Origin of the sequence: Lunatimonas lonarensis (assembly GCF_000390185.1) — a bacterium.
GTDB lineage: Bacteria > Bacteroidota > Bacteroidia > Cytophagales > Cyclobacteriaceae > Lunatimonas > Lunatimonas lonarensis.
The window spans coordinates 46,130-71,969 of sequence record NZ_AQHR01000054.1 but is presented as its reverse complement, the minus strand read 5'-3'; the positions used below and the strand labels follow the sequence as shown (position 1 = coordinate 71,969).

22 protein-coding genes are annotated in these 25,840 nt (G+C 42.9%); 19 read left to right on the top strand and 3 right to left on the bottom strand.

Annotated elements, in window-relative coordinates; genetic code table 11:
• Positions 1 to 28: 28 nt before the first annotated feature.
• Together ADIS_RS09205 and ADIS_RS09200 are read left to right on the top strand one after the other, a co-directional pair.
• Positions 29 to 727, top strand: coding sequence for an SOS response-associated peptidase (locus ADIS_RS09205; RefSeq protein ID WP_010854188.1), 699 nt, complete (start codon positions 29 to 31; stop codon positions 725 to 727).
• Complete coding sequence (locus tag ADIS_RS09200) at positions 724 to 1,635, top strand: MBL fold metallo-hydrolase (RefSeq protein WP_010854187.1); 912 nt, start codon at positions 724 to 726, stop codon at positions 1,633 to 1,635. The genes ADIS_RS09205 and ADIS_RS09200 overlap by 4 nt, the downstream gene beginning before the upstream one ends.
• A gap of 8 nt (positions 1,636 to 1,643) precedes the next feature.
• On the opposite strand, the gene ADIS_RS09195 is transcribed toward ADIS_RS09200, so the two are convergent.
• Entirely contained in the window at positions 1,644 to 2,267 is a 624-nt protein-coding gene (locus tag ADIS_RS09195; protein ID WP_010854186.1) for a T9SS type A sorting domain-containing protein, read from the bottom strand.
• 431 nt (positions 2,268 to 2,698) lie between these two features.
• On the opposite strand from ADIS_RS09195, the gene ADIS_RS09190 reads away from it, so the two are divergent.
• From ADIS_RS09190 to ADIS_RS09170, 5 genes are all read left to right on the top strand, one after another.
• Positions 2,699 to 3,697, top strand: a complete 999-nt coding sequence (locus tag ADIS_RS09190; RefSeq protein ID WP_010854184.1) for a 3-oxoacyl-ACP synthase III family protein — start codon at positions 2,699 to 2,701, stop codon at positions 3,695 to 3,697.
• On the top strand, positions 3,670 to 4,302 hold the full coding sequence (locus ADIS_RS22300; RefSeq protein ID WP_010854183.1) for a hypothetical protein: 633 nt from the start codon (positions 3,670 to 3,672) through the stop codon (positions 4,300 to 4,302). The genes ADIS_RS09190 and ADIS_RS22300 overlap by 28 nt, the downstream gene beginning before the upstream one ends.
• Before the next feature lie 287 nt (positions 4,303 to 4,589).
• Positions 4,590 to 6,173, top strand: coding sequence for a toxin-antitoxin system YwqK family antitoxin (locus tag ADIS_RS09180; RefSeq protein WP_010854182.1), 1,584 nt, complete (start codon positions 4,590 to 4,592; stop codon positions 6,171 to 6,173).
• A gap of 47 nt (positions 6,174 to 6,220) precedes the next feature.
• Complete coding sequence (locus ADIS_RS22965; RefSeq protein WP_010854181.1) at positions 6,221 to 6,388, top strand: Lacal_2735 family protein; 168 nt, start codon at positions 6,221 to 6,223, stop codon at positions 6,386 to 6,388.
• A 177-nt stretch (positions 6,389 to 6,565) separates the two neighbouring features.
• The gene (locus tag ADIS_RS09170) at positions 6,566 to 8,113 is read left to right on the top strand and encodes a DUF6600 domain-containing protein (RefSeq protein WP_010854180.1); all 1,548 of its coding nucleotides are present in this window, start codon (positions 6,566 to 6,568) and stop codon (positions 8,111 to 8,113) included.
• 139 nt (positions 8,114 to 8,252) lie between these two features.
• Here ADIS_RS09170 and ADIS_RS09165 read toward each other — a convergent pair whose 3' ends face one another.
• Positions 8,253 to 10,040, bottom strand: a complete 1,788-nt coding sequence (locus tag ADIS_RS09165) for a glycoside hydrolase family 15 protein (RefSeq protein WP_010854179.1) — start codon at positions 10,038 to 10,040, stop codon at positions 8,253 to 8,255.
• Between the two features lie 112 nt (positions 10,041 to 10,152).
• The gene (locus tag ADIS_RS09160; RefSeq protein WP_010854178.1) at positions 10,153 to 10,659 is read right to left on the bottom strand and encodes a UpxY family transcription antiterminator; all 507 of its coding nucleotides are present in this window, start codon (positions 10,657 to 10,659) and stop codon (positions 10,153 to 10,155) included.
• 299 nt (positions 10,660 to 10,958) lie between these two features.
• On the opposite strand from ADIS_RS09160, the gene ADIS_RS09155 reads away from it, so the two are divergent.
• From ADIS_RS09155 to ADIS_RS09100, 12 genes are all read left to right on the top strand, one after another.
• Entirely contained in the window at positions 10,959 to 11,954 is a 996-nt protein-coding gene (locus ADIS_RS09155) for a mannose-1-phosphate guanylyltransferase (protein ID WP_010854176.1), read from the top strand.
• Positions 11,955 to 11,960: 6 nt separating this feature from the next.
• Positions 11,961 to 12,914, top strand: coding sequence for a GDP-L-fucose synthase family protein (locus ADIS_RS09150; RefSeq protein ID WP_010854175.1), 954 nt, complete (start codon positions 11,961 to 11,963; stop codon positions 12,912 to 12,914).
• Positions 12,915 to 12,953: 39 nt separating this feature from the next.
• The gene (gmd, locus tag ADIS_RS09145; RefSeq protein WP_010854174.1) at positions 12,954 to 14,093 is read left to right on the top strand and encodes a GDP-mannose 4,6-dehydratase; all 1,140 of its coding nucleotides are present in this window, start codon (positions 12,954 to 12,956) and stop codon (positions 14,091 to 14,093) included.
• A gap of 351 nt (positions 14,094 to 14,444) precedes the next feature.
• Complete coding sequence (locus ADIS_RS09140) at positions 14,445 to 17,063, top strand: SLBB domain-containing protein (protein WP_010854173.1); 2,619 nt, start codon at positions 14,445 to 14,447, stop codon at positions 17,061 to 17,063.
• A 23-nt stretch (positions 17,064 to 17,086) separates the two neighbouring features.
• Positions 17,087 to 18,190 (top strand): Wzz/FepE/Etk N-terminal domain-containing protein, encoded by a 1,104-nt coding sequence (locus ADIS_RS09135; protein WP_010854172.1) that lies wholly within the window; start codon positions 17,087 to 17,089, stop codon positions 18,188 to 18,190.
• A 47-nt stretch (positions 18,191 to 18,237) separates the two neighbouring features.
• The gene (locus ADIS_RS09130) at positions 18,238 to 19,668 is read left to right on the top strand and encodes a lipopolysaccharide biosynthesis protein (protein WP_010854171.1); all 1,431 of its coding nucleotides are present in this window, start codon (positions 18,238 to 18,240) and stop codon (positions 19,666 to 19,668) included.
• 45 nt (positions 19,669 to 19,713) lie between these two features.
• On the top strand, positions 19,714 to 20,862 hold the full coding sequence (locus ADIS_RS09125) for a polysaccharide pyruvyl transferase family protein (RefSeq protein ID WP_010854170.1): 1,149 nt from the start codon (positions 19,714 to 19,716) through the stop codon (positions 20,860 to 20,862).
• Positions 20,863 to 22,098, top strand: coding sequence for a glycosyltransferase family 4 protein (locus tag ADIS_RS09120; RefSeq protein ID WP_010854169.1), 1,236 nt, complete (start codon positions 20,863 to 20,865; stop codon positions 22,096 to 22,098).
• Complete coding sequence (locus tag ADIS_RS22295) at positions 22,088 to 23,293, top strand: EpsG family protein (protein WP_010854168.1); 1,206 nt, start codon at positions 22,088 to 22,090, stop codon at positions 23,291 to 23,293. The genes ADIS_RS09120 and ADIS_RS22295 overlap by 11 nt, the downstream gene beginning before the upstream one ends.
• A complete protein-coding gene (locus tag ADIS_RS09110; protein WP_010854167.1) occupies positions 23,290 to 24,081 on the top strand; it encodes a glycosyltransferase family 2 protein in 792 nt (263 codons plus the stop codon). Before ADIS_RS22295 ends, ADIS_RS09110 begins: the two co-directional genes overlap by 4 nt.
• On the top strand, positions 24,078 to 24,920 hold the full coding sequence (locus tag ADIS_RS09105; protein ID WP_010854166.1) for an ATP-grasp fold amidoligase family protein: 843 nt from the start codon (positions 24,078 to 24,080) through the stop codon (positions 24,918 to 24,920). The genes ADIS_RS09110 and ADIS_RS09105 overlap by 4 nt, the downstream gene beginning before the upstream one ends.
• Positions 24,921 to 24,925: 5 nt before the next feature.
• A complete protein-coding gene (locus ADIS_RS09100; RefSeq protein WP_035805356.1) occupies positions 24,926 to 25,744 on the top strand; it encodes a glycosyltransferase in 819 nt (272 codons plus the stop codon).
• Positions 25,745 to 25,840: the final 96 nt, after the last annotated feature.

Genomic DNA, 25,840 nt, shown 5'->3' with positions numbered 1-25,840 from the left:
CCTGTATATTTATCGATAAAAATAGATTATGTGCGGCAGATACTCATTGGCAAAAAGCAAAAAGGCCTTGGAAGAGCGTTTCAATGCGGAGATGCTGGAGCCCTTCCATCCTAGGTTTAATATCGCGCCCACCCAGCTGGTACCGGTGATCACCTCAGACAGCCCTATGGGTTTTTCCCATTTTTACTGGGGGATCACGCCTGAATTTGCAAGAAATAAGCCTGTTTCCCAGCGTTTTATTAATGCCCGTGCCGAGACTATCCGAGAGACCGTTTCGTTTAAGAATTCATTTAGGCGCAAACGTTGCCTGGTTCCTGCCGATGGTTTCTTTGAATGGAAAAAGATGGGCAAGAAAACAAAGATACCTTATCGGTTTACGTTGTTAGATGAGAGCCTTTTCGCATTTGCGGGAATTTGGGATGAGTATGAAAACACAGAAGGGGAGGTTCACCACACCTTTTTGATCATCACCACAGCACCAAACGGTATTGTAAACGATATTCATGATAGAATGCCGGTAATTTTGGAAAGAGGTGCTGAGTCGATTTGGCTGGATCCTTTGGCATCTGAGGAAAGATTGGAATCCCTGTTGAAACCACGATCAGAGGACGACATGCTATGCTATACGGTATCTCCCCTTGTCAACCAGGTGGCAAACGATTCCGCTGCGGTCATTCGCAAAACCCTTCCGATGGATCAATTTGGAAATTATACGTTATTCGGATGAGGAAGGAAAGCCATGTACATATCCTTGATTTGCAGTTTCAGGATGCAGAGCAGACCATTGGTGCATTTTTGATTCAATCCGGCGATGGGCTTGTATTGGTCGAAACCGGCCCAGAGAGTACCTTTTCGGTTTTACGAGGCAAGATAGAAGTGCTTGGTTACAAGCCTTCCGATATTCGACATGTTTTGTTAAGCCATATCCATTTTGATCATGCTGGGGCGGCCTGGAGATTGGCCCAGCTTGGTGCCCGGATTTACGTGCATCCTGTGGGATTGCCCCATTTGGCCTCTCCGGAGCGTCTTTGGGATTCAGCGTCCCAGATTTACGGTGCCGATAACATGGCAAGGCTCTGGGGGAGCATGGAACCCATTTCTGAGTCATCATTGATTCAGGTAGAGCACGGAGAAACCTTCGATTTTGGTGGGATTGCCTTTACGGCATGGCATACGCCAGGGCATGCCTCCCATCACGTAGCCTGGCAGTTCGATGATACACTATTTACCGGGGACGTAGCAGGCGTTAAGATTTCTGGGGGTCCGGTAGTGCCTCCCTGTCCGCCTCCCGATATCCATTTGGAGCGTTGGAAGAAATCCATAGAACTAATCAGGCAACTTTCTCCCTCCCGCCTGTATTTGACCCACTTTGGTGTAGTGGAGCATGTCGAGGATCATTTGCGTGAGCTAGAACAATCCCTGGATGATTGGGCTTTTTTTATCAAAGAAGAGTTTGACCAAGGGGCTTCTATCGATGATGCCACCCCTCGGTTTATGGAATACACCCGATTGGCAATGATAAACCGGGATGTTACTCCATCCCTAAGGGCACTTTATGAATACGCTAATCCAAGTTGGATGTCCGTAACTGGATTGATGCGGTACTGGAAACTGAAGTCCCAGGGTCGTTTGTAAGAAATGGATCAACGAGTGATCAGTATCCTCATTGGTTTCAGAGGCAATCCATTGCTATATGCCCTGAAAATATAGGTTCCCGCTTCCAACGATTCAGTGTTCACCTCGATTGAATTTGTTCCCCAAGGGTTCGATTCCAAGTTCCAGGTTGCTTTCAATGTTCCGGAAGCGGTATAAACCTCGACTTTTTCCACATCCAGCGAGAAGGGTGTCTTCAGCTTTACAAACCGGTTTGCAGGGTTGGGGTAGGCTTCGATGTTTTGTTGGATCTCTGACCTAAATTCGTTGCCCATGATTTTCTCGTCTTGTTCCATCTCGCGAAAGCCGCGGTTCATTTCGCGGAATCCCCTCAAACGGGCATTCGAAGGGGCATAAATTTCGGTTGAGGGTTGTTGGGGCTTTTCCCCAAAAAGATTGCGGGACGTACCGTCTCCTTTGCTTTGTATGGCTATAAGGTTCTCTTTGATAGGCGTTTTTCCTGCAGTTTTTTGGATGCCTGCTATTGAATCCGATGCCACTATAGGGTTTGTTAGGTTTTCATTGCCTATTGGGTGCTGCGTAGTATCGGCAAGGGCTTGGATGAATAAACCAAGAGCAAAGGAAAGTGTCAGGCAATAGTATTGGTTTTTCATAGTTAGGAAGTTTTTGTCGTTCGAATCTTGAATTTGATAAATACAAATCTGATACTAGGATCTATTTTTATGTTTTTTGATATCTAAAATATACTTAAATGTTTTTTGCATTTATTTTAATAACATTCCGAATTTGATTATGTTTTTGGTTAATAAATCGTAAAAAATTTAAAAAGGAAAAATTTTGGCAATTTTTTTAATAGTTGTATTTACCGTAGAATTATTGAATTTTCCGTATTTTCAACTAAACTTCATTTTTGATTGTTCAAAACACAGAAAAGCATAGTTTCGCAGTTGACGGATGGATCAAAATTGATCAGAAAAAAAATGGGTAGTTCTTGAAAGTTTTCTGAAATGCACAACCTTCTTGTAATTTTCCCGATAAATAGGAACTTTGTCCCAATGACTGTAAATGATATACCCCAACGTAGATGATAAAATCCAAAATAATTGCTTCAGGACATTATTTGCCAGAACGGGTCGTAACCAACGATGATCTGTCCAAGGTAATGAATACCAATCACGAATGGATAGTGGAACGCACTGGTATTGAGAAGCGAAGATGGTTTGTTCCTGGAAAGGATACGGTTACAAGCATGTCTTTGGAGGCTTCAAAAATGGCCATTTCCAATGCTGGCATACCCGTAAAGGAGATTGATTTCATCATTTTTGCTACGATAACGCCTGATTACTTCATACCGGGAAATGGTGTATTGTTGCAGCGGGAGCTGGGACTTCAGGGTATAGGGGCTTTGGATATTCGAAATGCCTGCTCCGGTTTTGTCTATGCTCTCTCCATCGCTGATCAGTACATAAAGTCGGGTATGTACAAAACCATCTTGGTGGTTGGTGCGGAAATTCAATCCTCCGCATTGGATAAGAGTGATGAAGGTAGGTCGAGTGCGGTTATTTTTGCCGATGGAGCGGGAGCTGTAATCTTGCAGGCAAATGAATCGGATGATTCTGGTATTCTCTCTAGCCACCTTCATGCGGATGGGGATTTTGCGGAGGAGCTCTATGTAAAGGATCCCGGTAGCAGCAGGGAAGTCCGGATTTCCCAGGAGATGATTGACGCGGGGGGGTTCAACTTATACATGAACGGCAATGCCGTATTCAAGCACGCGGTGGTGAGGTTTCATGAGGTTATTCTGGAGGCTTTGGCGGCCAATAAGATGGACGTTTCGCAGTTGAACATGCTTATTCCACATCAGGCAAATCTTCGAATCAGCCAGTACATACAGCAGAAACTCGGACTCGCTGATAGCCAGGTTTACAACAACATCATGGATTACGGCAATACCACGGCGGCTACCATTCCAATAGCGATAAGTGAGGCGATGGCGGCCGGTTTGATCAAGCGTGGCGATTTGGTTTGTCTCGCGGCGTTTGGCAGTGGGTTTGCATGGGGTTCCGCGTTGATCCGTTGGTAGATTTGGAAATGGGAGAAATCGATGAGGCGTGGAAAATAGCCGGCAATCGCGAGCTCTTCGAGAAAGTCCACCAGCTCAAAGTTTTGTATGAGTCCATTCTGCTGGATGTCGCCAATCGGGTGGCTGCTTTAGATTTGGGCAATAGGTTCTCCGTGTACAATGGCAGTAAAGTAAGTAAAGGGAACGAGCTGGAAAAGTGTCCCTACCAAGTGCTCGATGTGGTTCGGGACTTTGATTTAGAAGTCGGTTTAAACGTTCGCCTGCTCCATTGGTGGGGAAGAGGTACATTTATTTTCCTTTTTGTAGGAAGGCAAAACAGCTTTTACCCCGAAATCTGGAGGGAAAGGAACTTGCGTTTTTTGTTGGATAGGGGATACTTTTTTGCGGAAACTGTTTCTTTGTGGCACTACAAGACCATTATTGATGCAAGGGCTCAACGAACGCTATCTGCAGACGTTCGTGCATTTATAGATGAAAATCCTGCATACCGCTTGCAGTTAGTGAAATCCATTGTCCTTGCCGGTGACCGAAATTCAGTTGCCCATCAGCTTTTTGGTGAGGTAAAGGATCTGGTTAATTTGTTGCTTGCAGGGGAGGATCCTTGATAGTCAGTTTATCGCGGCGGATTCAGGTAGTCACAAAAACTATCCGTTGTTTCCTTCTAAATATTATCTGAAAACTATACTTTTTTTGGCTATTAGAATTAACTTGGAACCAAGTTTGATGGATGAACGTAAGATAAACAAAATCTTAAAAGTTTAAGCATGTAATGCCCTCAAGTTAAGTGCTCACACAGGGGGACGACTATCTTAGGCATGCCCCCGATGAATCTGGGCAGGCTATCCGGATAAACCGGTTTAAGTTATGACCGCTAAAAAACAATTATAATCATATGAAATTCTTTTTTTATTTGATGGTTGCTGTATTTACCGTTCACCAAGTGTACGCGCAGGGGCAAGCGGTAAACCTATACAACGCGGATTCCACTCTGATGGGATCTGGGATCATGATAAATAACCGCATGGATGGGCTTTGGAAGTTTATTGATCCGCGGACTAACCGCTTGATACAGCAAGGAACTTTTCAGGCAGGTGTAAGGGATGGCCAATGGGCAACCTACCATAGTAACAATCAGCGCCATATCGTGGCAGGCTACAAGAATAACCTCTTGAACGGCGCCTACATGGAGTTTGATAGGGACGGTGCGCTTATCAAGGAGTCAGTTTTTCAGGATAGTGTCCTTGTGGGACCTTATAAAGAATACTATGGAAGGACAGGTAGGCCTAATTTCGTAGATCCTAAGCAGGTAAAGCAGGAGGGTAGGTATGTGGACGGGAAAAAAGAGGGAGAATGGTTGTCATATTATGAGAATGGCCAATTGGCTGTCCGGCAAAACTTCAGCCAAAACAGAAAACAGGGAACCTACTTGGAGTATACTCCCTATGGTGTGTTGGCAGTAGAAACTACCTACAGGGATAACCGTCCACATGGGGAATTCAAGCGCTACAGCATGAATAAGCGTGTAATGGAAGAAGGAACCTATGATAATGGACGAAGAGTCGGAAGATGGACGACTTATTTTCCAGAGACCAATGTAGTAGAATCGATCCGGGAGTTTGATAAGAATGGGAATAAAACAGGTACGTGGGAGTTTTTCTACGAAAACCGACGAACCGCGCGCAGAGAACTTTATGAAAACGATATTCAGGTAGGTGTTTGGGAGGAGTTTTTCCCCAATCGAAACCTCTCAAAACGAATGGAATTTAAGCTCGGCGTACCCGTTGGAGAGTATCTCGAAAATCATAGCAATGGAAATCCGTCGGTAACAGGTCAGTATGAAAATGGTATGAAAGTGGGGATCTGGAGAAGCTTTTTCCCCGAGGGCACCCTTTATTCTATAGGAGAATACAGGAGCGATCTCAAACACGGAATATGGAAGTATTTTAATAAAATTGGCATACTTGTTGCAGAGGGGGAATATAAGCTAGGTAGTGAAGACGGGCAGTGGTTTTACTACTACGATGGGGGGCAGCTCAAATCCGTCGGCAGTTATTTCTTGGGCCAAGAAGATGGCGTTTGGGGGTTGTTTTACGACAATAAACAACTTACACAAGAGGAAACCTGGCGATTTGGAAGGCTCATGAATGTGGGCGAATACTTTAGCTATGACGGATCCAAAACGTTGGATGCGGGTACCTTGAAAGATGGAAACGGCTCTCGAATAACCTACTACGTGAATGGGGTGAAAGAATCGGAGGGCAACTACAAAAATGGAAGAGCTGACGGGACTTGGAAGTACTATCATGATAATGGAAGATTGGCATCGGAAGGTACCATGGAAGATGGAAAGAAGGAAGGTGCTTGGAAATACTATACACGTACCGGAACGCTAGAGGATATCATCAATTTTAAAGATGATGAAGTGGTAGAAGAAGAGTTACAGCGTGACGACCTGATGTTTGAGAATTTCAACTAGATGCAAACAATGGTGGTTGTCTGATAGTTTTCGAAAGAAAAAAGACTATGTTCGGACTATTCAAAAAAAAAACGGAAAAGGAAAAGCTATCGGAAGAATACAAGATGCTAATGGAAAAAGCACACAAGGTGTCACACTCAGATCGGAAAGCAGCCGACAAGCTTATGTATGAAGCGGAGGAGATTGCAAAAAAAATTGATGCCTTGACCAAATAAAATATCGCACACCTGATCAAATTCAATCAGCCTATAATTTTATATTATAGGCTTTTTATTTTATAAAAATTTATAAAAAGTTTTTTTCATTGTTTTTTGTTTGGTAAAATTTGATTTATGTAAAACATTATTAAATTTTATGCGTAAAATACATCAAACAACCAAACCAAAAAAGCTATGAGAACTTACCTGAAAAATCGGCTTTATAACACATTCCTTGGGGGATGGATGGCAATGGTGCTCTTGGTTTTTACTGTTAGTCAACCAGCAGAAGCATCGTTGAATGCGAGGGGTGTATCCTTTCAGGTTTTTTATGACGGATTGGCTCCTTATGGTGACTGGGTGATGGATCCAACCTATGGCTATATATGGATTCCCATGGTAGATGCGGGGTTTCAGCCCTACCGTACAAATGGTTATTGGGTAAATAGCCGTTTTGGGAATACCTGGGTGTCTTATTACGATTGGGGATGGGCACCATTTCACTATGGCAGGTGGTTTTTCAGTGATTTTTATGGCTGGGCGTGGGTTCCGGGCTATGAGTGGGGCCCTGCTTGGGTGCAATGGAGAACCGGAGGTGGGTACTATGGCTGGGCGCCGTTGATGCCTCATGTGGGAGTCCATGTTTCCGTAGGCTTCCCGGTCAACTATTGGGTGTTTGTTCCCAGGCGTAGGTTTCTGGCGAGAAACATCTATAACTACTACATTCCACCCCGAAACGTAACGGTTATCTATAATCAGACCACCGTGATAAACAATACCTACGTGTACAATAACAGGACCTATGTGGCGGGTCCCAGCCGGACCGAGTTACAGCGTGTGACCAGAAGTCGAGTGCCTGTTTACGAAGTGGCAAATGGAAATAGACCGGGGAGGGCTAACCTGGAAAGCAATCAACTTACCCTCTACCGTCCCGAGGTGACCCCCTCAAATAGACTTGGGAACGCTGTCGACGTGAGACCAGCAAGGTCCTACACTTCCTCAGAATACCAGGAAATGAGGAGAAATGCCAGTGGTGATCGAGCGGTGGCAGGCGATAGTCGCTCTTCTAGACAGCAGGAAAATCGAGCTACCGTCCCTGCAACCAACAACCCGCGCAGCACGGCCTCCAACACACGTGGCGAGGTGGATCAAGTTGCGCGTTCACCTAGAGCAGTAGCGGCGGATGCACCTGCATCCTCTCGTTCGGCGCAACCTGTGAGCAGAACCCAACCTACTACGGAGAGAGGAACAGTTGCCGAGCCTAATCGGCCAGTTCAGGCTACTCCTCAAAGGTCTGCTGCACCGGTTCAACGAGATAACACGGTGAATAGGCCAACTACGTCCGAATCCTCTCGGGTGCAATCGACACCTAGCAGGGATAGGTCGGAGGCAGTTCGTCCGGCAACGGCAGGGAGTTCGGGATCTAACGGCGCATCGATCCAAAGTAGCCAAAGACCAACCTCCAGTCAATCACAGGCGCGTCCTGCCGCATCGGCAGGAAACAGGATGTCATCAACTCCTTCCCAGGGTCGTCAACCCCAGGTAGGGCAGACGCCAAGAGCTTCGCAACCACAAAGCAGGGTGGCACCAGCGAGTCGAAACAATCAACGTACTGATGTGGGCGTACGGCCCCAGTCGAGAAGCCAATCAAGGGTAAGCTCTCCGCCCCCTGCCCGAAATTCTCCCGCAACCAACTCAAGCCGTTCGGGGAATTCCACCACGCAGGGCAGAAGGGGAAATTGATACCCATACAAACGATAGAGGCTGAATCGAGTCAGATTCAGCCTCTCTATATTTTTTATTTGAAGAGTTGCACCTGCATCCGGTTATCTGCTGCGCCGTCAATTACAAAGCATGGGGCTTTCGTTGAATAGGCTGCTTTCTACATTAAAAAGTCGGGTTTATTTAGTTTTTGCCCGATCCGGTAAGCCGCGTTCATCAGGCCAACGTGGCTGTAGGTCTGCGGAAAGTTTCCCCATTGACTCCCCGTATGGTGGTCCACATCCTCAGAAAACAGCTTCAGGTGATTGCAATATTGGGTCAATTTCCCAAATCCTTCGATTGCTTCATTTAGCCGATTTACACAGGCAAGCGCTTCTATGTACCAAAATGCACATATTAAAAACGTCGTTTCGGGCTTACCGAAGTCGTCGGTATGTTTGTATCGGTAAAATAGGTAGTCTTTCGCCAGAAGGTCTTTTTCAAGCATTTTTAGGTGATCGTTTGCCCGTTCGATATCGTCACCAAAATAGCCCATTGTGATCAATTGGAGCGTACTGGCGTCCATGTTTCGGGTGCCTATCGCCTGCGAGTACGCCCTCATCTCAGGGATGTAGCATTGTTCAATCTTGTCGGCAGCTGAATTTTTTAGAAAAACGGCCTTTTCCTTCATGGCGGAATCTTTGAGACGATCGGCAATCTTTATTGCGGCGCACGCTCCTGCCCAATGAAACAGAAAGGTATAACAATGCTGTTGTTGCAGATTTCTGAATTCCCAAAGTCCGGCATCTTTTTCATCCATCGTCTCCTCGATTTTTTGAAGTAGATTATTAATGAAGGGTTTGGAATGGCTTTTTTCGGATTCGATGAAGCGCTTGTCGGCATAAAGTGGCAGCAAACTTACCAAAACCTGGCCATAGAGGTCATTTTGGATATGGGTATAGGCCTGATTGCCAAACCTCACGGGCTGATTGCCCAGATACCCTTCCAACTCGCATATTCGTTCTTCGAGAAGTGCGGAGCCCGTAATGGAATATAAGGGCTGATACCTGCCCTTGCGGTCAGTGGGAAGGTTTTGGATGTATTCAAAGTACCGTTCCAACTCCTCAAAATGACCCAGGTGGTTGAAGACGTTGAGGGTGTAGAAAGTGTCCCGCATCCAACAATAGCGGTAGTCCCAGTTTCGTGTAGATCCGGGAGACTCCGGAAGACTGGTGGTTGAAGAGGCAATGATGGCCCCTGTGTCTTCGTATTGATGGATTTTCAATGCTAGTGCCGACCTAACAACTAGAACCTGGTTGAAGTTTGGTATACTGGTGGACTTTATCCACTTTCTCCAATAATTGGTGGTTTCCATTAGGAAGCGGTCGATGGTACTCTCTATCGGTGCTTCCAAAGGACTTCCGTAGGTAAATACCAGGTAGATGGATCGGTTTAACCGAAACTCTTTCTCTTCCAACACATAGGAAATGGAGCAATTCGTTGTAAGCCGGATTTCTTGGTCTGCACCTGAAAACCGGATGTGGTTGCTTCCGGGAGACGGGGTAAGGATTTTTTTTCCGAAGTGGGTCACGGGTTGGCACTTGATTTTGATTTTTGGCTCTCCGTGTAGTGGTTCTATTTTCCTGACCAGCATCAACGGTTTATAGTAACGGTTGAAGTTTTCAAAGCGTGGCGCAAAGTCGGTGATGGTGTAGGATTCTCCTTCTGAATTGGTGATTTTAGTTTCTAAGATGTTGGTATTTTCGAGGTAAGACTGTTCCGATCGAAAACCACCGTTTTGTGGCAGTATGGTGAATTCGCCTCCTTTTTCTTTGTCTAACATCGATCCGAAAATAAAATCACTGTCAAACCTCGGAAAACACAGCCAGCTGATGTTGGAATTTTTTTCTATATGGGCGATGTAAGCGCAATTTCCGATAATTCCGGTTCCGTAGAGGTGCTTTTCCATAGCAAAATAAGGTTAGGTTCCCAAAAGAATACATTCGGTAAACGACGAAGATAAAAAAATAAATGGTACTAATGAAGGATTGGAGGTGGTTAGATGGTGTCCAATCCAATGACTAACCCTTGAGTACTTCCAAATATTTTCTTGGTACGTTGATCAACATGTTCTGATTGATTCCGGGAATTCGTATGATAAAGTAATCTTGGTTGCTTTTTTGGACACATTCCCCTTCAAACCCTTGTAGAGGGCCACCCAATATTTTTACCATTTCTCCCTTTTCAATGGGGTCGGTATTCACTTCTACGGCTACTCCGGTTTCGATGATCCTGCGTATGGTATCTATTTCAGTTTGCGGAACCGTGGCATGTTCTCCTGAAAAATTCACAAACTTTACCGCTCCACTCACCTGTAGTGCCTCCCACAGCCGGTCTTTCGTGAAATTGACGAAAAGGTACCCGTTAAAAAGCGGTACGCGCACTTTTTTTTTGCGATCGCTCCACTGCCGGATTTGGTCTACCATGGGCAGATAAACTTCAATTCCTTTTTCGGATAGTCGTTCGGCTACTTTTTTCTCTGCTCTGGGCGCAGTGTACATGACAAACCATCGGCTGTTCTCGCTCATTTACGCTGATTTAGTTAGTTGAAGGCAAAATTATCTATTTGGCTTTCCATATCCCAACCTATTCTGTCCATTTTTTCAGAGGGGTATCTGACAGGCTGTCTTTCGCCACCTTGGATACGGTTCATGAATGTGGCGTGCGTAATCGTTAAAAACATATCAAAAAGTAATTTAAATACTTTAAAATGTATTTCATATTTTTTGTTTACTTTTGCCGCTTCTTAGCGAGGGTTTTGTTACCTTTACTCGCTTGATTTAATTACCTATTTGTAGTTCGTTTTATAGTATTTTTCTTTTCTGACATGCGTGTAATCAATGTTGTTTTATCCGGAGGGGTTGGAAGTAGGCTGTGGCCCTTGTCAAGAAAATCCAAACCTAAGCAGTACTTGCCCATTTTTGATGGACATTCCCTGTTTGAATTGACCGTTAAGCGTAATCTCTCCTTTTGTGAAAATGTGATCGTAGTGGGAGGCAAGGACAACTATGAACTGTCCAGGGAATCCTTGGAACGGTTGGGTGTGACCGGCTACTTGGAGATCATTGAGGCCATGCCTAGGAATACGGCGGCGGCAATCGCTTTTGCAGCGTTTGCTTCCCAAGCCGATGATATTCTGTTGGTGACTCCATCCGATCACCTGATCCAAGATGAGAGTGCCTACGCCGAGGCAATCAGGGAGGCCATTGCATTGGCGGGTGAAGAAAATCTGGTGACATTTGGGTTGGTACCCACAAAGCCTGAAACGGGGTTTGGTTATATAGAGCATAAAGGAAATGAAGTGATTTCATTTCGCGAAAAACCCAATAAGGTTCAGGCAGAGGAGTTTATTTCACAGGGTAATTTCCTCTGGAACAGCGGGATGTTTTGTTTCTCTTCGGGGGTGTTTCTTGCTGAATTACAAAAGCATGAACCCGAGGTATACAGGCTTTCCAAATTGGCGTACGAATGCGCCGACGAGGGTTTTTTGCCGGCAGAAGAGAGTTTGCAGATTCCATCGATAAGCGTTGATTACGCGGTGATGGAGCGATCAAAAAGGATTAAGGTGGTCCCTTCCCATTTCAAGTGGTCTGACATGGGTTCTTTTGAGGCTTTGTATGAACATACTCCTGTGGACGATCCCAATAGAAAAGGAACCAACCTAGCCATTGGTTCGAAAAAGCGGGTGGAGTTTTTAGGGGTGGAGGATGTTATTTTGGTAGAAACCGAGGACGCCATTTTGGTATTAAACCGAACGCATGCGCAGGACGTCAAAAAAATATATGAGCGGCTGGAAAAGGAAAATCCTGAACTCTTAGCGTAACCGAGTATGATAGCGAAGAACACAAAGATTTACATTGCAGGCCATCGAGGTATGGTTGGTGCAGCGATTTGGCGGTCTCTTGAAAAAAAGGGCTACACTGAATTAATTGGTGCAAGCAGCAAGGAATTGGATCTTAGAAATCAGCAGGCTGTTCGTGAGTTTTTTCAAGCTGTAAACCCCTCCGTGGTAATTGATGCAGCTGCAAAAGTTGGGGGGATTTTGGCAAATAACAACTATCCCTATCAGTTTTTGATGGATAACATGCTTATTCAGAATAACCTGATCGACATCTCATTGCATACTAACGTGGAGAAATTTATATTTCTGGGTAGTTCCTGCATTTATCCGAAATTTGCTCCGCAGCCTCTTAAAGAGGAGTATTTGCTCACTTCATCTTTGGAGCCTACCAATGAGTGGTATGCACTTGCAAAAATATCGGGGGTAAAAGCCTGTGAGGCAATTCGCAAACAATTTGATAGGGATTTTATTAGCCTGATGCCTACCAATCTTTACGGTCCCCATGATAATTTTGATCTGCAGACCAGCCATGTGTTGCCGGCAATGATCCGGAAGTTCCATGAGGCGGCAAAGGACGGGCACCGTGCTGTGGTGTTGTGGGGGTCGGGTACGCCTATGCGGGAATTTTTACATGTGGATGATATGGCTGACGCAGTCACTTTTGCCATGGAAAACCGGTTTGAGGATAATTTATACAACGTAGGTTCAGGGGTTGACCTTACCATTAGGGAGTTGGCTGAGTTGATACAAAAGATCACCGGTCACCAGGGATTGATCAGTTGGGACACAAGCAAACCGGATGGTACTCCCCGCAAGCTGATGGACGTGTCAAAAATGGCGGAGAAGGGATGGAAGGCATCCATTGAACTGGAAGCGGGTATCCGGGAGACCTATGAATGGTTTCTGCAAAATATTGACCAAGTAAAGGAAGTCAAAATCTAACAAGTGACATTTTAAGGCAATTTTAATAAATCACACAACATGAAGACAGCATTAATTACGGGGATAACTGGGCAGGATGGTGCTTATCTTGCTGAACTACTTTTAGAGAAGGGATACATCGTTCACGGCATCAAGCGAAGGGCATCGTTGTTTAACACAGATCGCATAGATCATCTATACCAAGATCCGCATGAGGAAAACAAAAGATTGTTCCTTCATTATGGCGATCTCACCGATTCGATGAACCTCACCAGGATCATTCAGGAGACAAAACCGGATGAAATCTACAATTTGGCGGCGATGAGCCATGTGAAGGTTAGCTTTGACACCCCGGAGTATACTGCCAATGCCGATGGTATCGGAACATTGCGAATCCTTGAGGCTGTGAGACTGTTGGGCATGGAAAAGCAAACAAAAATCTATCAGGCTTCTACTTCAGAGCTGTATGGCCTCGTACAGCAGGTGCCCCAGTCCGAGCAGACGCCGTTTTATCCGCGGTCTCCGTATGCGGTTGCCAAGCTATATGGCTACTGGATTACGGTAAACTACCGGGAAGCTTATGGGATGTTTGCCTGCAACGGCATTCTGTTTAACCACGAGTCTCCACTACGAGGGGAAACCTTTGTAACGCGAAAGATTACCCGTGCCGTAGCCAAAATTGGCTTGGGTCTTCAAAAGAACCTGTTTATGGGAAACCTTGACGCGAAGCGGGACTGGGGACATGCGAAGGATTACGTGGAGGCCATGTGGCGCATTTTGCAGCAGGATGTGGCTGAGGACTTTGTAATTGCAACGGGCGTTACCACTACGGTACGTGATTTTATTCGCATGGCTTTTGCTGAGATTGGATTCAAAATCCGGTTTGAGGGGCATGGAATCGAGGAAGTTGGTATACTGGATGGAATAGACGAAGCCGTTGCCTCGGCGGTATTGAAAGTAGATGGATACAAGGTTTCCGTGGGGGACGTACTTGTCAGTATAGACCCAGCGTATTTTAGGCCTACGGAAGTGGATTTGCTGATAGGTGATCCTACGAAGGCCAATGAAAAGCTGGGCTGGAAGCCAAAATATGATCTTCCGATGTTGGTGGCAGATATGGTTTCCTCGGATGTCAAGCTATTCCAGCGGGATATCCATTTGATCAAAGGAGGTCATAAGGTGCTTAACCAGGCAGAATAGTTTTTTCGACTTTCAGGGCCATCAATCTCACGCCTAAATTCGAACCTTTGTTCGTTGAGGGCGTGGATTGATGGTTTTTTATTTTGTGGGATGATAGCGAGGTGATTTATACCGCTTGACCTGCTGTGGCAACCAATAGTTTGATAATTCCATTAGATTGTATTTTTAAATATAGAATATCTATTTTTGTCGTTTGTTTAACGCCGGGTTCTGATTCGAGGGAATTTTTGAATAGGCGGTTTTCTTTGCAGTTAGTACTCTTTCCAAGCCGGTATTTTGGGACTGAGGAGGCGAAGCTGTACATAATGGTGCCAATTGTTGTCAGCCATTTACACACTTAAATAGGATAGCATGACTGTATCTTTTCTTTGGAGGGTTGGTTGCCTTCAGGGTTTTTTGATGGCCTTTTTGGTTGGTTTTTTGCAGGCGCAGTCTTTACAGGATATACAATCTGTTAAGGTTGACAACCTCTCCGATGCCCAAATCGAGCAGTTGATCAAACGGGCCGAGTCGCAGGGTCTAAACGAGCAGCAAATGGTAAACATGGCGGCAGAGCGGGGTATGCCCATGGCAGAAGTCGGCAAGCTTAGGCAGCGCATCAACTCCCTCAAAAGCGGAGGAGGCAGCAACCTTCAATCCCAGCAGGGCACACGACCAAGCCAGTTGCGACAGACGCAGGGCGCCGTGTCCTCTGAAGATTTGTTTGATTCGCTACGTAAATCCGACCCCTATTACGATCTCAGCCCTTTTCAAAAGCGTATTTTTGGTTTCAAACTTTTTCATAACCGTAATCTTACCTTCAGTCCAAGTCTCAATGTGCCTACTCCTCCCAGCTACGTCCTGGGTGCCGGTGATCAGCTGCTTATAGACGTGTATGGGGCTTCCCAGCAATCCTACGATGTGACGGTTAACCCCGAGGGTCGGATTTTTATCCCAAATGTTGGGCCGATTGATGTGGGGGGAGCGACCATCGCAGCGGCCACGCCCCGGATCAGATCGTCGCTTTCACGCATTTATTCAGGGTTGGCCTCGTCCAATCCAAGCACCTTTATGGATCTACGACTAGGTAATCTACGTACGGTTTCCGTGTCCATGGTGGGAGAGTTGGTGCGTCCGGGCACATATACCCTTCCCTCCTTTGCAACGCCTTTCAATGCGTTGTTTGCCGCAGGCGGTCCAAATGAAAACGGGTCGTTTCGGCATGTACAGGTTTACAGGAACAATCAATTAATGACAGAGATTGACATTTATGATTTTTTGATAGAAGGAGAATTTTCGGCATCTCTTAATCTAAGGGATAATGATGTGATTATCGTCCCTCCGATTCGGTCTAGGGTGGAGATTTCCGGGCCGGTTCGCAGGGAGGGCCTTTTTGAAATGAAACCTGGCGAAACGGTTGATAAATTGATCGCGTTTGCAGGTGGATTTGACAGTCGGGCCTACAGGGAACGTTTGACGGTTACGAGAAGGACCGGGAGCGAAAAGCGCATAGAAGACGTAGATGCCGGCAATTTTGCGTTTTTCCATCCCCAAGATGGTGATGCTTTCCGTGTCGGAGAGATTTTGAACCGCTTTGAAAACAGGGTACAGGTTACGGGAGCACTGATGCGGCCGGGAACCTTTGCCCTTCAGGCAGGGATGGGCGTCAGGGATCTGGTAGAAATGGCGCAGGGCCTTAGAGAGGATGCATTCCTAAATAGAGCTACCCTCTATCGCACGAGGGGAGATTTTTCCCTTGAGATTGTTCCGATTGATGTGAGGGCCATTATGGAGGGGAAGGAGCAGGATATTGTGCTTCGTCGAGAAGATGTATTGAATATCCCCAGTATTTATGAGCTGAGGGAAGAGTATTACGTAAAGATTTCGGGAGAGGTAAACAGGCCGGGTGCTTTTGCTTTTGGGGAGAACATGACAGTGGCCGATTTGGTCCTAAAGGCGGGAGGTTTCAAAGAATCAGCTACCTCTTCCAAGGTTGAGATTGCCCGCCGGGTCAAGGATGACGTCTCGGGGAAACTGGCCGAAATAATTATTTTGGACGTCGACAGGGAATTGAAGGTAAGCGGAACCCGGGCATTGGAGCCACTGAAGCCTTTTGATCACGTGATGATACGAAGGAGCCCGGGGTTCCAGCGCGAGCAATTGGTGAAGGTGGAAGGGGAGGCTTTTTATCCTGGTTCCTATGCCATCGCCCATTCGGATGAGCGGATTTCCGACCTGGTGGCCCGGGCGGGTGGATTGAATGCCTTCGCCTATGCCAAGGGGGCTACATTGATTAGGAGGAATGAGTTTTTTAAGGCTCCCACCGAGGAAGAGATCAAAGCCGAGACCTTGACAGGTGTGAAGTCAAGAATCAGTAGGGATAGCCTGGACAGGACTGAGTCGGACAAGATTCTGGCGGCTCGGATAGACCGGAAAATCGCCGAGAGCAGGGAGTATGACCGTCAGTTTGGCAACGAGGTAGATCCAGACGAACTTAGGCAACAATCTATGCAGGAGACAGGTGCCGCCTTGGAGGGTGTGGGAGAAATCAATATTAGGGATATCGAGTTGATCGGGATCGATTTGGAAGCCATTCTCAGAAATCCACATGGAGCAGAGGACTTGCTTTTGCGGGAAGGGGATGTGCTCAGCATCCCTAGAGAATTGCAGACGGTACGAATGCGTGGAGAGGTATTGTATCCGACCTCCGCCCGGTACAGACCCTACTCTGGTTTTAAGGACTATATTTCAAGGGCTGGGGGATTTACAGAAAGATCCCGCAGGGGGCGGTCTTATGTGGTGTATGCCAATGGGGATGTGCAGCGGACCAAGAAGTTCTTGTTTATAAATGCGTATCCCCCTATAGCGCCGGGAGCTGAAATCATCGTGCCGACCAAGCCCGAACGAGAACCCATGAGTGTGCAGGGCTGGGTTGGCTTGGCGACTAGTTTGACGACGTTGGTGATATTGATTGATAGGGTTCGGAATTAATTCAAAATAACTCGTATTTTTCTATGAAAGGAGAGGCAAATCAAGGAGCCAAGAGGGAAGAAATAGATTTGATAGCTCTTGCAAAAGTGATTTGGGAAAGACGAAATGTAGTGATGTACACAGTAGTATTTTTTATAGTGTTAGGTTTACTTATTGCTTTTCTGTCTCCTGTTCAATTTACAGCATCCACTACGTTTGTGCCACATACTGCTGATGGAAATAGAGCAACTACTTCTCTAGGCGGGCTAGCTTCGCTTGCTGGTATTAACCTGGGTAATCTAGGAGGAGGATCAGAAATTCCCCCAGCTCTATATCCCAAAATTGTAAATTCCGTAACATTCAAAAAGGCATTGTTAGACGCGGAGTTTAAAATAGAAGGCGTAGAAGAGTTAGTTACCTACAGAAAGTATTATGAAACCATCTATTCTCCGGGAGTATTTGAGGTTATTAAGCAGAGTATCTTTGGATTGCCCGGTGTTTTTCGATCGGTGGTTAAAGGCAACCAAGAACAAAGGGAATCCAGTGAGATAGATACAAGACTAGTAAGGATTTCGGAGGAGGAAAACAAACATTTTAAAAGATTGGAAAAGCAATTATCCATAGTCCCTAACGGGAAGGAAGGTTTTGTTGTTGTCTCCTTTTCGTTTCCGGAGCCCACAATGGCTGCGCAACTGACATACTTAGCCCAAGATCTCCTTCACAGGGAACTAATTGCCTATAAGATTTCCAATGCAGAGGAGCAACTGAAATTTACTGAAAGAAGATATACCGAAAAAAAACTGGAATTTGAGGAAATTCGATCTAAACTCGCAACTTACAGGGATAGGAATCAAAATATTGCATCAGCAGCGGTTAACAATCAGTTGCTTCAATTAGAGGCAGAGTATAATTTTGCTTTCAATATTTACACTGAGCTCGCTAAACAGCTAGAGCAAGCTAGGTTCCAAGTAGCTAAAGATACGCCTGTTTTTTCTATAATTCAACCAGTTACTATTCCTAACGAAAAGTCAGCACCTAGGCGCGTTGTTATTCTATTGGTATTTTGTGTTATGGGGGTGATATTGGGATTTGGTTTAATTTTTGGCTTGGAGTTTTTGAAAAGCGTAAAGGAGCAATGGACGGGTTGATGAAATAAATTCAGACCACTAAGGATTTTTCGAAAAATAAGAACTGCTTGAGTACAGAAACAAGGCAAATAATATCGGGAGTTAAATGGACTAGTATCCAGTTTGCACTAAATACCCTATTCAAGTTTGGCGTGAAGCTATTACTGGCCAAGCTACTGTTGCCGGATGATTTCGGTTTGGTGGGAATGACTAGTATTTTTATTGCAATAGCTGAAGCAGCTTCCGAGTTAGGGATGGGGGCTGCTTTGATTCAGAAGAGTTCCGATGAGGAGGCAGTACCATTGTATTCGACCGCATATTGGTCAGGATTGGTTTGGGGGTTGGGACTGTATCTGATAATGGCATTAATTGTCGGTCCATTTGCAGCCTCATTTTATGAGGAGCCGTCATTAAAAGTTTTACTTCCCGTGCTAAGTATAGGGGTGCTGATCAAGCCATTAAACTTGATACACACTGTGATATTAACACGAAAGATGGATTTTAAGAAGTTGGCGTTGATCAATAATCTGTCAGCGCTAATTGCCGGGGTTCTTGGTTTATCTTTAGCGTTTTTAGGGTTTGGGATTTGGTCTTTGGTTATAAATAATGTTTTAGCTATCCTACTCTCAGTCCCAATGTTGTTTTATATAACAAAATGGAAACCTCTTTTTGAATGGAATGCAAGCTACTTTAGAGAGATCTTCGGATTCGGAGCTTTCTCAACAGGTACAGTGATTTTTGGCACAATAACGTATAATGTAGATAACCTGCTGATAGGTAAGTTTTTAGGGGCAAAAATGCTAGGGTCATATACAGTAGCATTTGCGCTGACTGAGCAATTACGAATGACGATCAGTAGTATTTTAAACAAAGTAATGTTCCCGGTGTTCGGTAAAAATCAAAAAAACACAGAACTACTTGGAAAATATTTTTTAAATATTTTGAATATAAACGCAATTTTTATTTACCCGATCATGGGTTTCTTGTTTTTGTTTAGTGAAGTGTTAATCTTAGGTTTTTTTGGAGAAGAGTGGGTTGATGCTATTGTACCATTAAAGCTGCTGTCAGTTGCTGTAATGGTTCATTTAATTGTTAATTCGTTTGCTGCAATAATTCGTGGTATCGGAAAGCCCGAGCTTGAAATGAAAATTATTGTTTCGTTGACTCTGTTCATATTGATTCCAGGTTTGTATTTTGGTATTTCCTTTTTTGGGCTCATAGGTGCCGGATATGCAGTAGTGTTTAATAAAATTGGATTGGCGATAATTGGCTTATATGTATTAAATAGAGAGATTAAAGTAAGAATAGATCAGGTATTTTACGCACTGAAAGGAACTTTTATAAGTATTGGTGTTGCAGGAATAGCTGTTGTTTTGATATTCACCTATTCAAACATAACGTATTTTATTTCTATACCTCTGTATTTTTTGATTTATTTTACATTAATATTCTTTTTGGAAAGAAAAAATATTCAGTCCTTGCTTCGGTCAATGAACTGATTTGTTTTATTTAGTTTTCATCTAATATCTCATTCAATATAAAGTATGAATATTCAAATAGACGGCACGAATAGTTTAAATAAGGGTGCAGAGTTGATGTTTTTTGCTGTTCTTCATCAAATCAAGAAATTTGATCCCCAAGCATCTGTATTTTTTAATTCAAATCAACTTAATGATTCTGGCATTAAATTAGACTCAGAACTTGATGTTAGATCGAATTGGTTTAATCGATTTAATCGTGTTCCAGTAGGCCTCTTGAAAAGACTTGGTCTTCCCTATGCTTTTTTAACATCTAAAAACGCAAGGAGGAATATCGACTTGGTATTGGACGCCGCTGGTTTTCAGTTTTCTGATCAGTGGAATTATAGTAAAAAATCCCTCGATATCTTAGAGAATTACTATTGTGGACTTAAGGACAATGGTACCAGAATAGTTTTTTTGCCACAGGCATTTGGGCCTTTTGCGACAACGAATGGAATTCGATCCGTATCAATTGTGAATAAGTATGTTGATCTGATTTATGCCCGTGAGAAGATTTCATACGATTTTTTGATTGGTGCAGGTTGTGATCCAAAAAAAGTCCGTGTGCGATCTGATTTCACATTACTGCTGGATGGTGTTTTTCCCAATAGGTTTGAGCATCTCAAAGGAAAGGTATGCTTGATACCCAATAGAAAGATGATTACTCATGTTTCCAATGGGCAAAATGTATATCTTCGATTTATGCAGACACTTGCATACGAGCTGCAGAAGAGAAATCTGGAATTTTACATTTTGAATCATGAGGGTGAGGGGGATTATGAAATCTGTAAAGCACTCAGTAACAGTCTACCGGGCAATATAGAGGTCGTTAATAAGCTTGGTGCTCTTGAGGTTAAGGGGCTGATTGGTAGTTCTAATATGGTAATATCTTCACGATATCACGGGGTAGCAAGCGCCCTTAATCAGGGAGTTCCTGCATTGGCTACGAGTTGGAATCATAAATATGAAATGATTTTTGATGATTTTGGGATGAAAGATTGTGTTCTTAATATAGAGGAACGTAGTTGCTTAGGACAAGTAATTGATGATTTTTTAAGTCGTAGGAATTTGATCAATAGTATCCTAACGGTTAAGAAGGCTGAATTAGCAAGCCAAACTGAAAGAATGTGGCAGGAAATTTGGAAGTTTTCCAGTGATAAAAATAGCAATTAGGTGAGAATATTGCATGTGGTTGCTGGAGATCTAAGTGGTGGGGCGGCAAAAGGTGCCTATATTCTTCACAAGGAGTTGCTGAAGCAGGGGGTTAATTCGACTATACTTTCTAATAGTAGTTTTAGAATTTCTGGCGATAATTCTATCTTCTATGTGTCAAAAGTCAATTTTTCTACGTTTATTTCTAATTTACTTTGGAAGGCACTAGAACGCATTCAGTTGTTTAAGTATACAAATCGAATGAATCGGATTTTTAGTACTGGCTTTTTCGGTACAAATTTTTTAAAATATTCCGTATACAGAGAGGCTGACATCGTTCACCTGCATTGGATTAATGCCGGTTTAGTTGATATTAAGACACTTCAGTCTATCGACAAGCCCATAGTTTGGACTATTCGGGACATGTGGCCGATGACGGGCGGATGTCATTATACCATGGGCTGTGATCGGTTTAAGGTTGGATGTGGGAAATGCCCTCAGTTGGGTTCTTTACGATTAAAAGATTTGTCATATGATGTGATCCGTAGAAAAGAGAAATATCTACAAAAGGACATTAGTATTGTGGGTATAAGTGAGTGGGTTAGTGAAATGGCGAGGGTTAGTTTTCTTTTTAATGATTTTGAAGTAATAACGATTAATAACGGAGTTGATACTTCTTCTTTCACTAGGTTTAGCAAGGAGTATGCCCGTAATTGTCTTGGTATTTCTACAAAGAAACGAATTATCCTTGTTGGGAGTGCTAAATTATCGGACTATTATAAAGGGTTCGAAAAATTTTTGGAATCCCTTAGTTACTTAAATAACGAAGAATGCTATTTAATGTTTTTCGGAAATATCGATTCAAATCTATTTCAGACTTTAAATTTTGAGTTTAATTCTCTGGGGTATATAGATAACTACGATAGATTGAGTTTGGCTTATTCTGCTGCCGATGTATTTGTCGCGCCAAGTATACAAGAAGCGTTCGGTAAGACTATAGTTGAATCTATTGCGTGTGGTACACCTGTCGTAACATTTGATGTTGGCGGTCCCAAGTTTATTGTTTCTCAGGGTATTACTGGTTACAAGGCGAAACCGTTTGATTCTAGAGATCTTGCTATTGGAATTTCCTGGGTTTTAGAAAACATTCCTGAGATTAACGTTTCTTTTTGCGATGATGTACGTGCAAATTTTGATGTATATAATATTGCCGGAAAATATATCGATTTATACCAAAAGCGGATAAATGGTCAATGATTATACAGGTAAGCAGGCATTGTTTTTTTCGTTGTCTGTGGTATCCATATCTATTCTTATTAATCCTCTTTTCGTTTTTTTTACTTTACTTTTTAGTCAGGTTATTTTTAGAGATTGTAATCCTGTTTACGTTTTTTTCTCCATACTTTTTCTTACTTGTATTTTTTTCTTTAGGGAATTTGGAGTAGATTGGACTGCTAATTCGACTGATGATTCAATAGAGTATATTGCTAGATATCATAAGTTATCTGAAGTCAGTTTTTTTGAGTTATTTAGTAGGTTTTTTGATCGACTTGGAGATTTAGAGCCTCTTTGGTATTTGCCTTGGTGGATTTTAAAAAAATGGTTTAATGGGTCTACCGAACTTTTTTTGTTTTTTCAGTATCTTTTGTCTTCTTGTCTATTAGTTTATTTATTGATTAAGTTGGAAAGGACATTCTTTCTAATACTTTTAACTTTTTATCTTTTTGTTTTTCCTGATGGGGTATATTCTTTTGTTCACCTTTTTCGTGCGCAGATTGCTTTTCTCATTTTTTCGGTTGGACTAGTTTACTTTCAGGAGAATAGAAAGGTGGGTTTTTTTTTAATGTTTATTTCCGGATTTTTTCAAATTATTTCATTCTTCTATGCTTTCGTTTTTCTCGCATTTTATCTTTTTAATAGGGATTTCAATAGAATTAAGGTAGTCGTATTTTGTTTTATTTGTATGTTTTTGTTTCCTTTCGTTTTTCAATTTTTTTTATATTTTTTGTCTGAATATGTTGGGTTTGTTAAGATTTTAAATTATCTTCAAATTGATGGATCGCTTAGATTTTCGTTCTATATCAAGTCTGTCTTAATTTTTTTATTTTTGTTTATTTATACAATTTTTGGTTCAGGGAATAAATTTGTGTTTGCTTCATTGATTTTAAACTTTGTGTCTGTTTCCTTTTTCGTGGCAATTCCTAATGCGGCAATAATTTACGAGCGTTTGTTTATTTTTACTCTACCTCTACTATCAATTAGTTTTGCTTTGTTTTTAATAGAATTTTTTTCTAAGAGATCTATTTATATTTTATCAGTTCTATTAGTTTGTTTAGCATTTGTTCGAATTTACGTTTCAAGTAAATATGAATCGGGTGTTTATCAGTATTTAGCCTTTGGGGATCTTCTGAGTCCATTTTCTGGATTTTATAGTTGGATATTTTTGCAATGAAATTTTCGATTATTACTGTTGTATTCAACGATAAAGAGGGTGTCCGAAGAACCCTTTCATCCATCAGTGCCCAAACCTATCGGCAAATAGAAGTGATTGTCGTTGATGGTCAGTCAACTGATGGTACGATAGAGATTGTTCGTCAATATGGAGAAACCGTTTCTTGTTTTATCTCAGAACCTGATAACGGAATTTATGATGCCATGAACAAAGGCCTCAGGTTAGCTACTGGGGATTTTGTTATTTTTTTAAATGCAGGCGATTATTTCTTTTCAGATAGTGTTGTAGAACAATTTGTGGGTTCTTCGCCTGATCCAAATAGCGTCTACTTCGGTAGAGTTTCTATTAATTCAAATTATGAATCGTGGTATTTCCCCCCATTTTCTGTAAAAAAAACTAATGTTTCTAGTTGGCTAAGGGGCAATGTGCCTAATCACCAGGCTATGTTTTTTCCTAAGAGCTTTTACCAGCTTAATATGTTCGATACTTCTCTTAAAATTAGTGCGGATGCTGACTACAAGCTTAGAGCGCAAAAGGTTTGTAATATTCCTTTTTCGTTTCTTGATCAAGTAGTTTCTGTTTTCGAAGTTGGTGGTGTGTCAACTACGTATAGTGATTTTGCTGCTGTTTTAGTTAGAGCCCGGGACTCATGGAAAGTAAATTTACGCTATTATGGCTTTTTTCATGCGGTAAAGATGTTGGTTTATCTTTCTAATAAGGTTATAATAACGAATATATTAGGTGAAAGGTTTCTTTCACGTGCCATTAAAACGATGAAGGGCAAATGAGACATTTAGTTATCTTTATTTTTCGTTTCATTCCTGATATTTTCTATACGAAACTCTTATTTTTATTTAAGCAACGTAAATTTTTAAATCTTTCAAACCCAAAAACTTTTAACGAAAAAATTAACTATATAAAACTTTTTTCTACGAATCAGCTTCGTGTGTTGGTTTCTGATAGATTGGAGGTTAGAAAGTATGTTGCAGAACGGACGCATTCCTGTAACCTGATTCCGCTGTTGTGGAGTGGAGTTGATTTTAGCCGTGAAGTTTACGATAAACTCCCTCAGAAGTTTGTGATTAAAGGAAATCATGGCTCTAAAATGGTCAAGATAGTTGACAAACATGTCGATAGGTACAACGATGTACTTGAATTTACTAAGCGGTGGATGAAGACAGACTATTATTTACGCGGCAGAGAGCGGAATTACAGAGATCTGAAGCGTTTTTTGGTAGTTGAGGCCATGCTCGAAACGAAAGAGTCAACTATTCCCCCAGATTTTAAATTTTTTTGTTTTGATGGGAAAGTTGGGTTTGTTCAGGTGGATCTTGATAGATTTAAACAACATCGACGTAATATTTATGACACTTCTTTTGAGCTGTTGGATTTTGAGTTGCATTTTGCCAAGGGGGATCCTATCAAAAAACCTGTTCAATGGGAAATTGCTTTAGGTGTCGCTGAGGCCCTTTCTGCTGATTTCTCTTTTATTCGGGTCGATTTATTTTTGGTTGATGGTGGGGTATACTTTGGGGAGTTGACAAATTATCCTGGAAACGGCTTGGAAAAATTTAATCCAGGGAAGTTTGATCGCATTTTTGGTGATATGATATCTGATTTAAATTAATCTTTGTGAAAAAACACAGTAAATTCAGCTGTTTGGTTTGTGTCTACGATAAGGATGATCCGATTCATTTTGACGAATGCTTGCAGAGTATTTTCAATCAATCCCTTCAAGCCTCAGAGGTACTACTAGTTCAAGATGGCGCTATAAATGTTCAGTTAAAAGGTGTTGTTGAGAAATGGAGCGATTTTTTACCAGTCCGTATAGTGGTCAATGAACAGAATTTAGGCTTAGGTCAATCGTTAAACCTTGGTGTTCCATTGTGCCGGTACGATTTAATAGCCCGTATGGATGCGGATGATATATGCCATCCAAGTCGATTTGAGAAACAAGTCGCTTTTTTGGATAGCCATCCCGAAATCTCAGTCGTAGGATCCTGGATAGCCGAATTTCAGGACACGCTGGACAATATCGTTAGCTACCGGAAGTTACCTGCAGATCCGGATGAACTTTTTTCGTTTGCCAAAAGAAGGTGCCCATTGAACCATCCCACGGTTATGTTTAGAAAGGATGACGTGTTGGCGGTGGGTAATTATGACCCCTACGCCAATCAACAGGATTATCAGTTATGGGCGCGCCTGCTAGTGAACGGGTACAAATTTGCCAATATTCAGGAAAGCCTGCTGTTTATGCGGATAAGCTCGGCACTTTTCAAGCGAAGGGGAGGCATAAACTATGGTAAGATAGAATTTGCGGTTCAGCGGGATTTTTTGCGGATAGGTTTTATCAACAGGGTGGAATTTGTCCGAAATGTTTCCCTGCGTATGTTTGTTCGGCTTATGCCAAATTCCCTACGGAAACTTTTCTACAAGAGGTTACTCAGGTAATCTTGGGCGGGATGCTTGAGAAGCACCGAGAAACGACTATATGCCCTCTTGTTATGTTTCCGGTAAGGGAAAGGGAGCGCAGGAGTAACGGGAGCT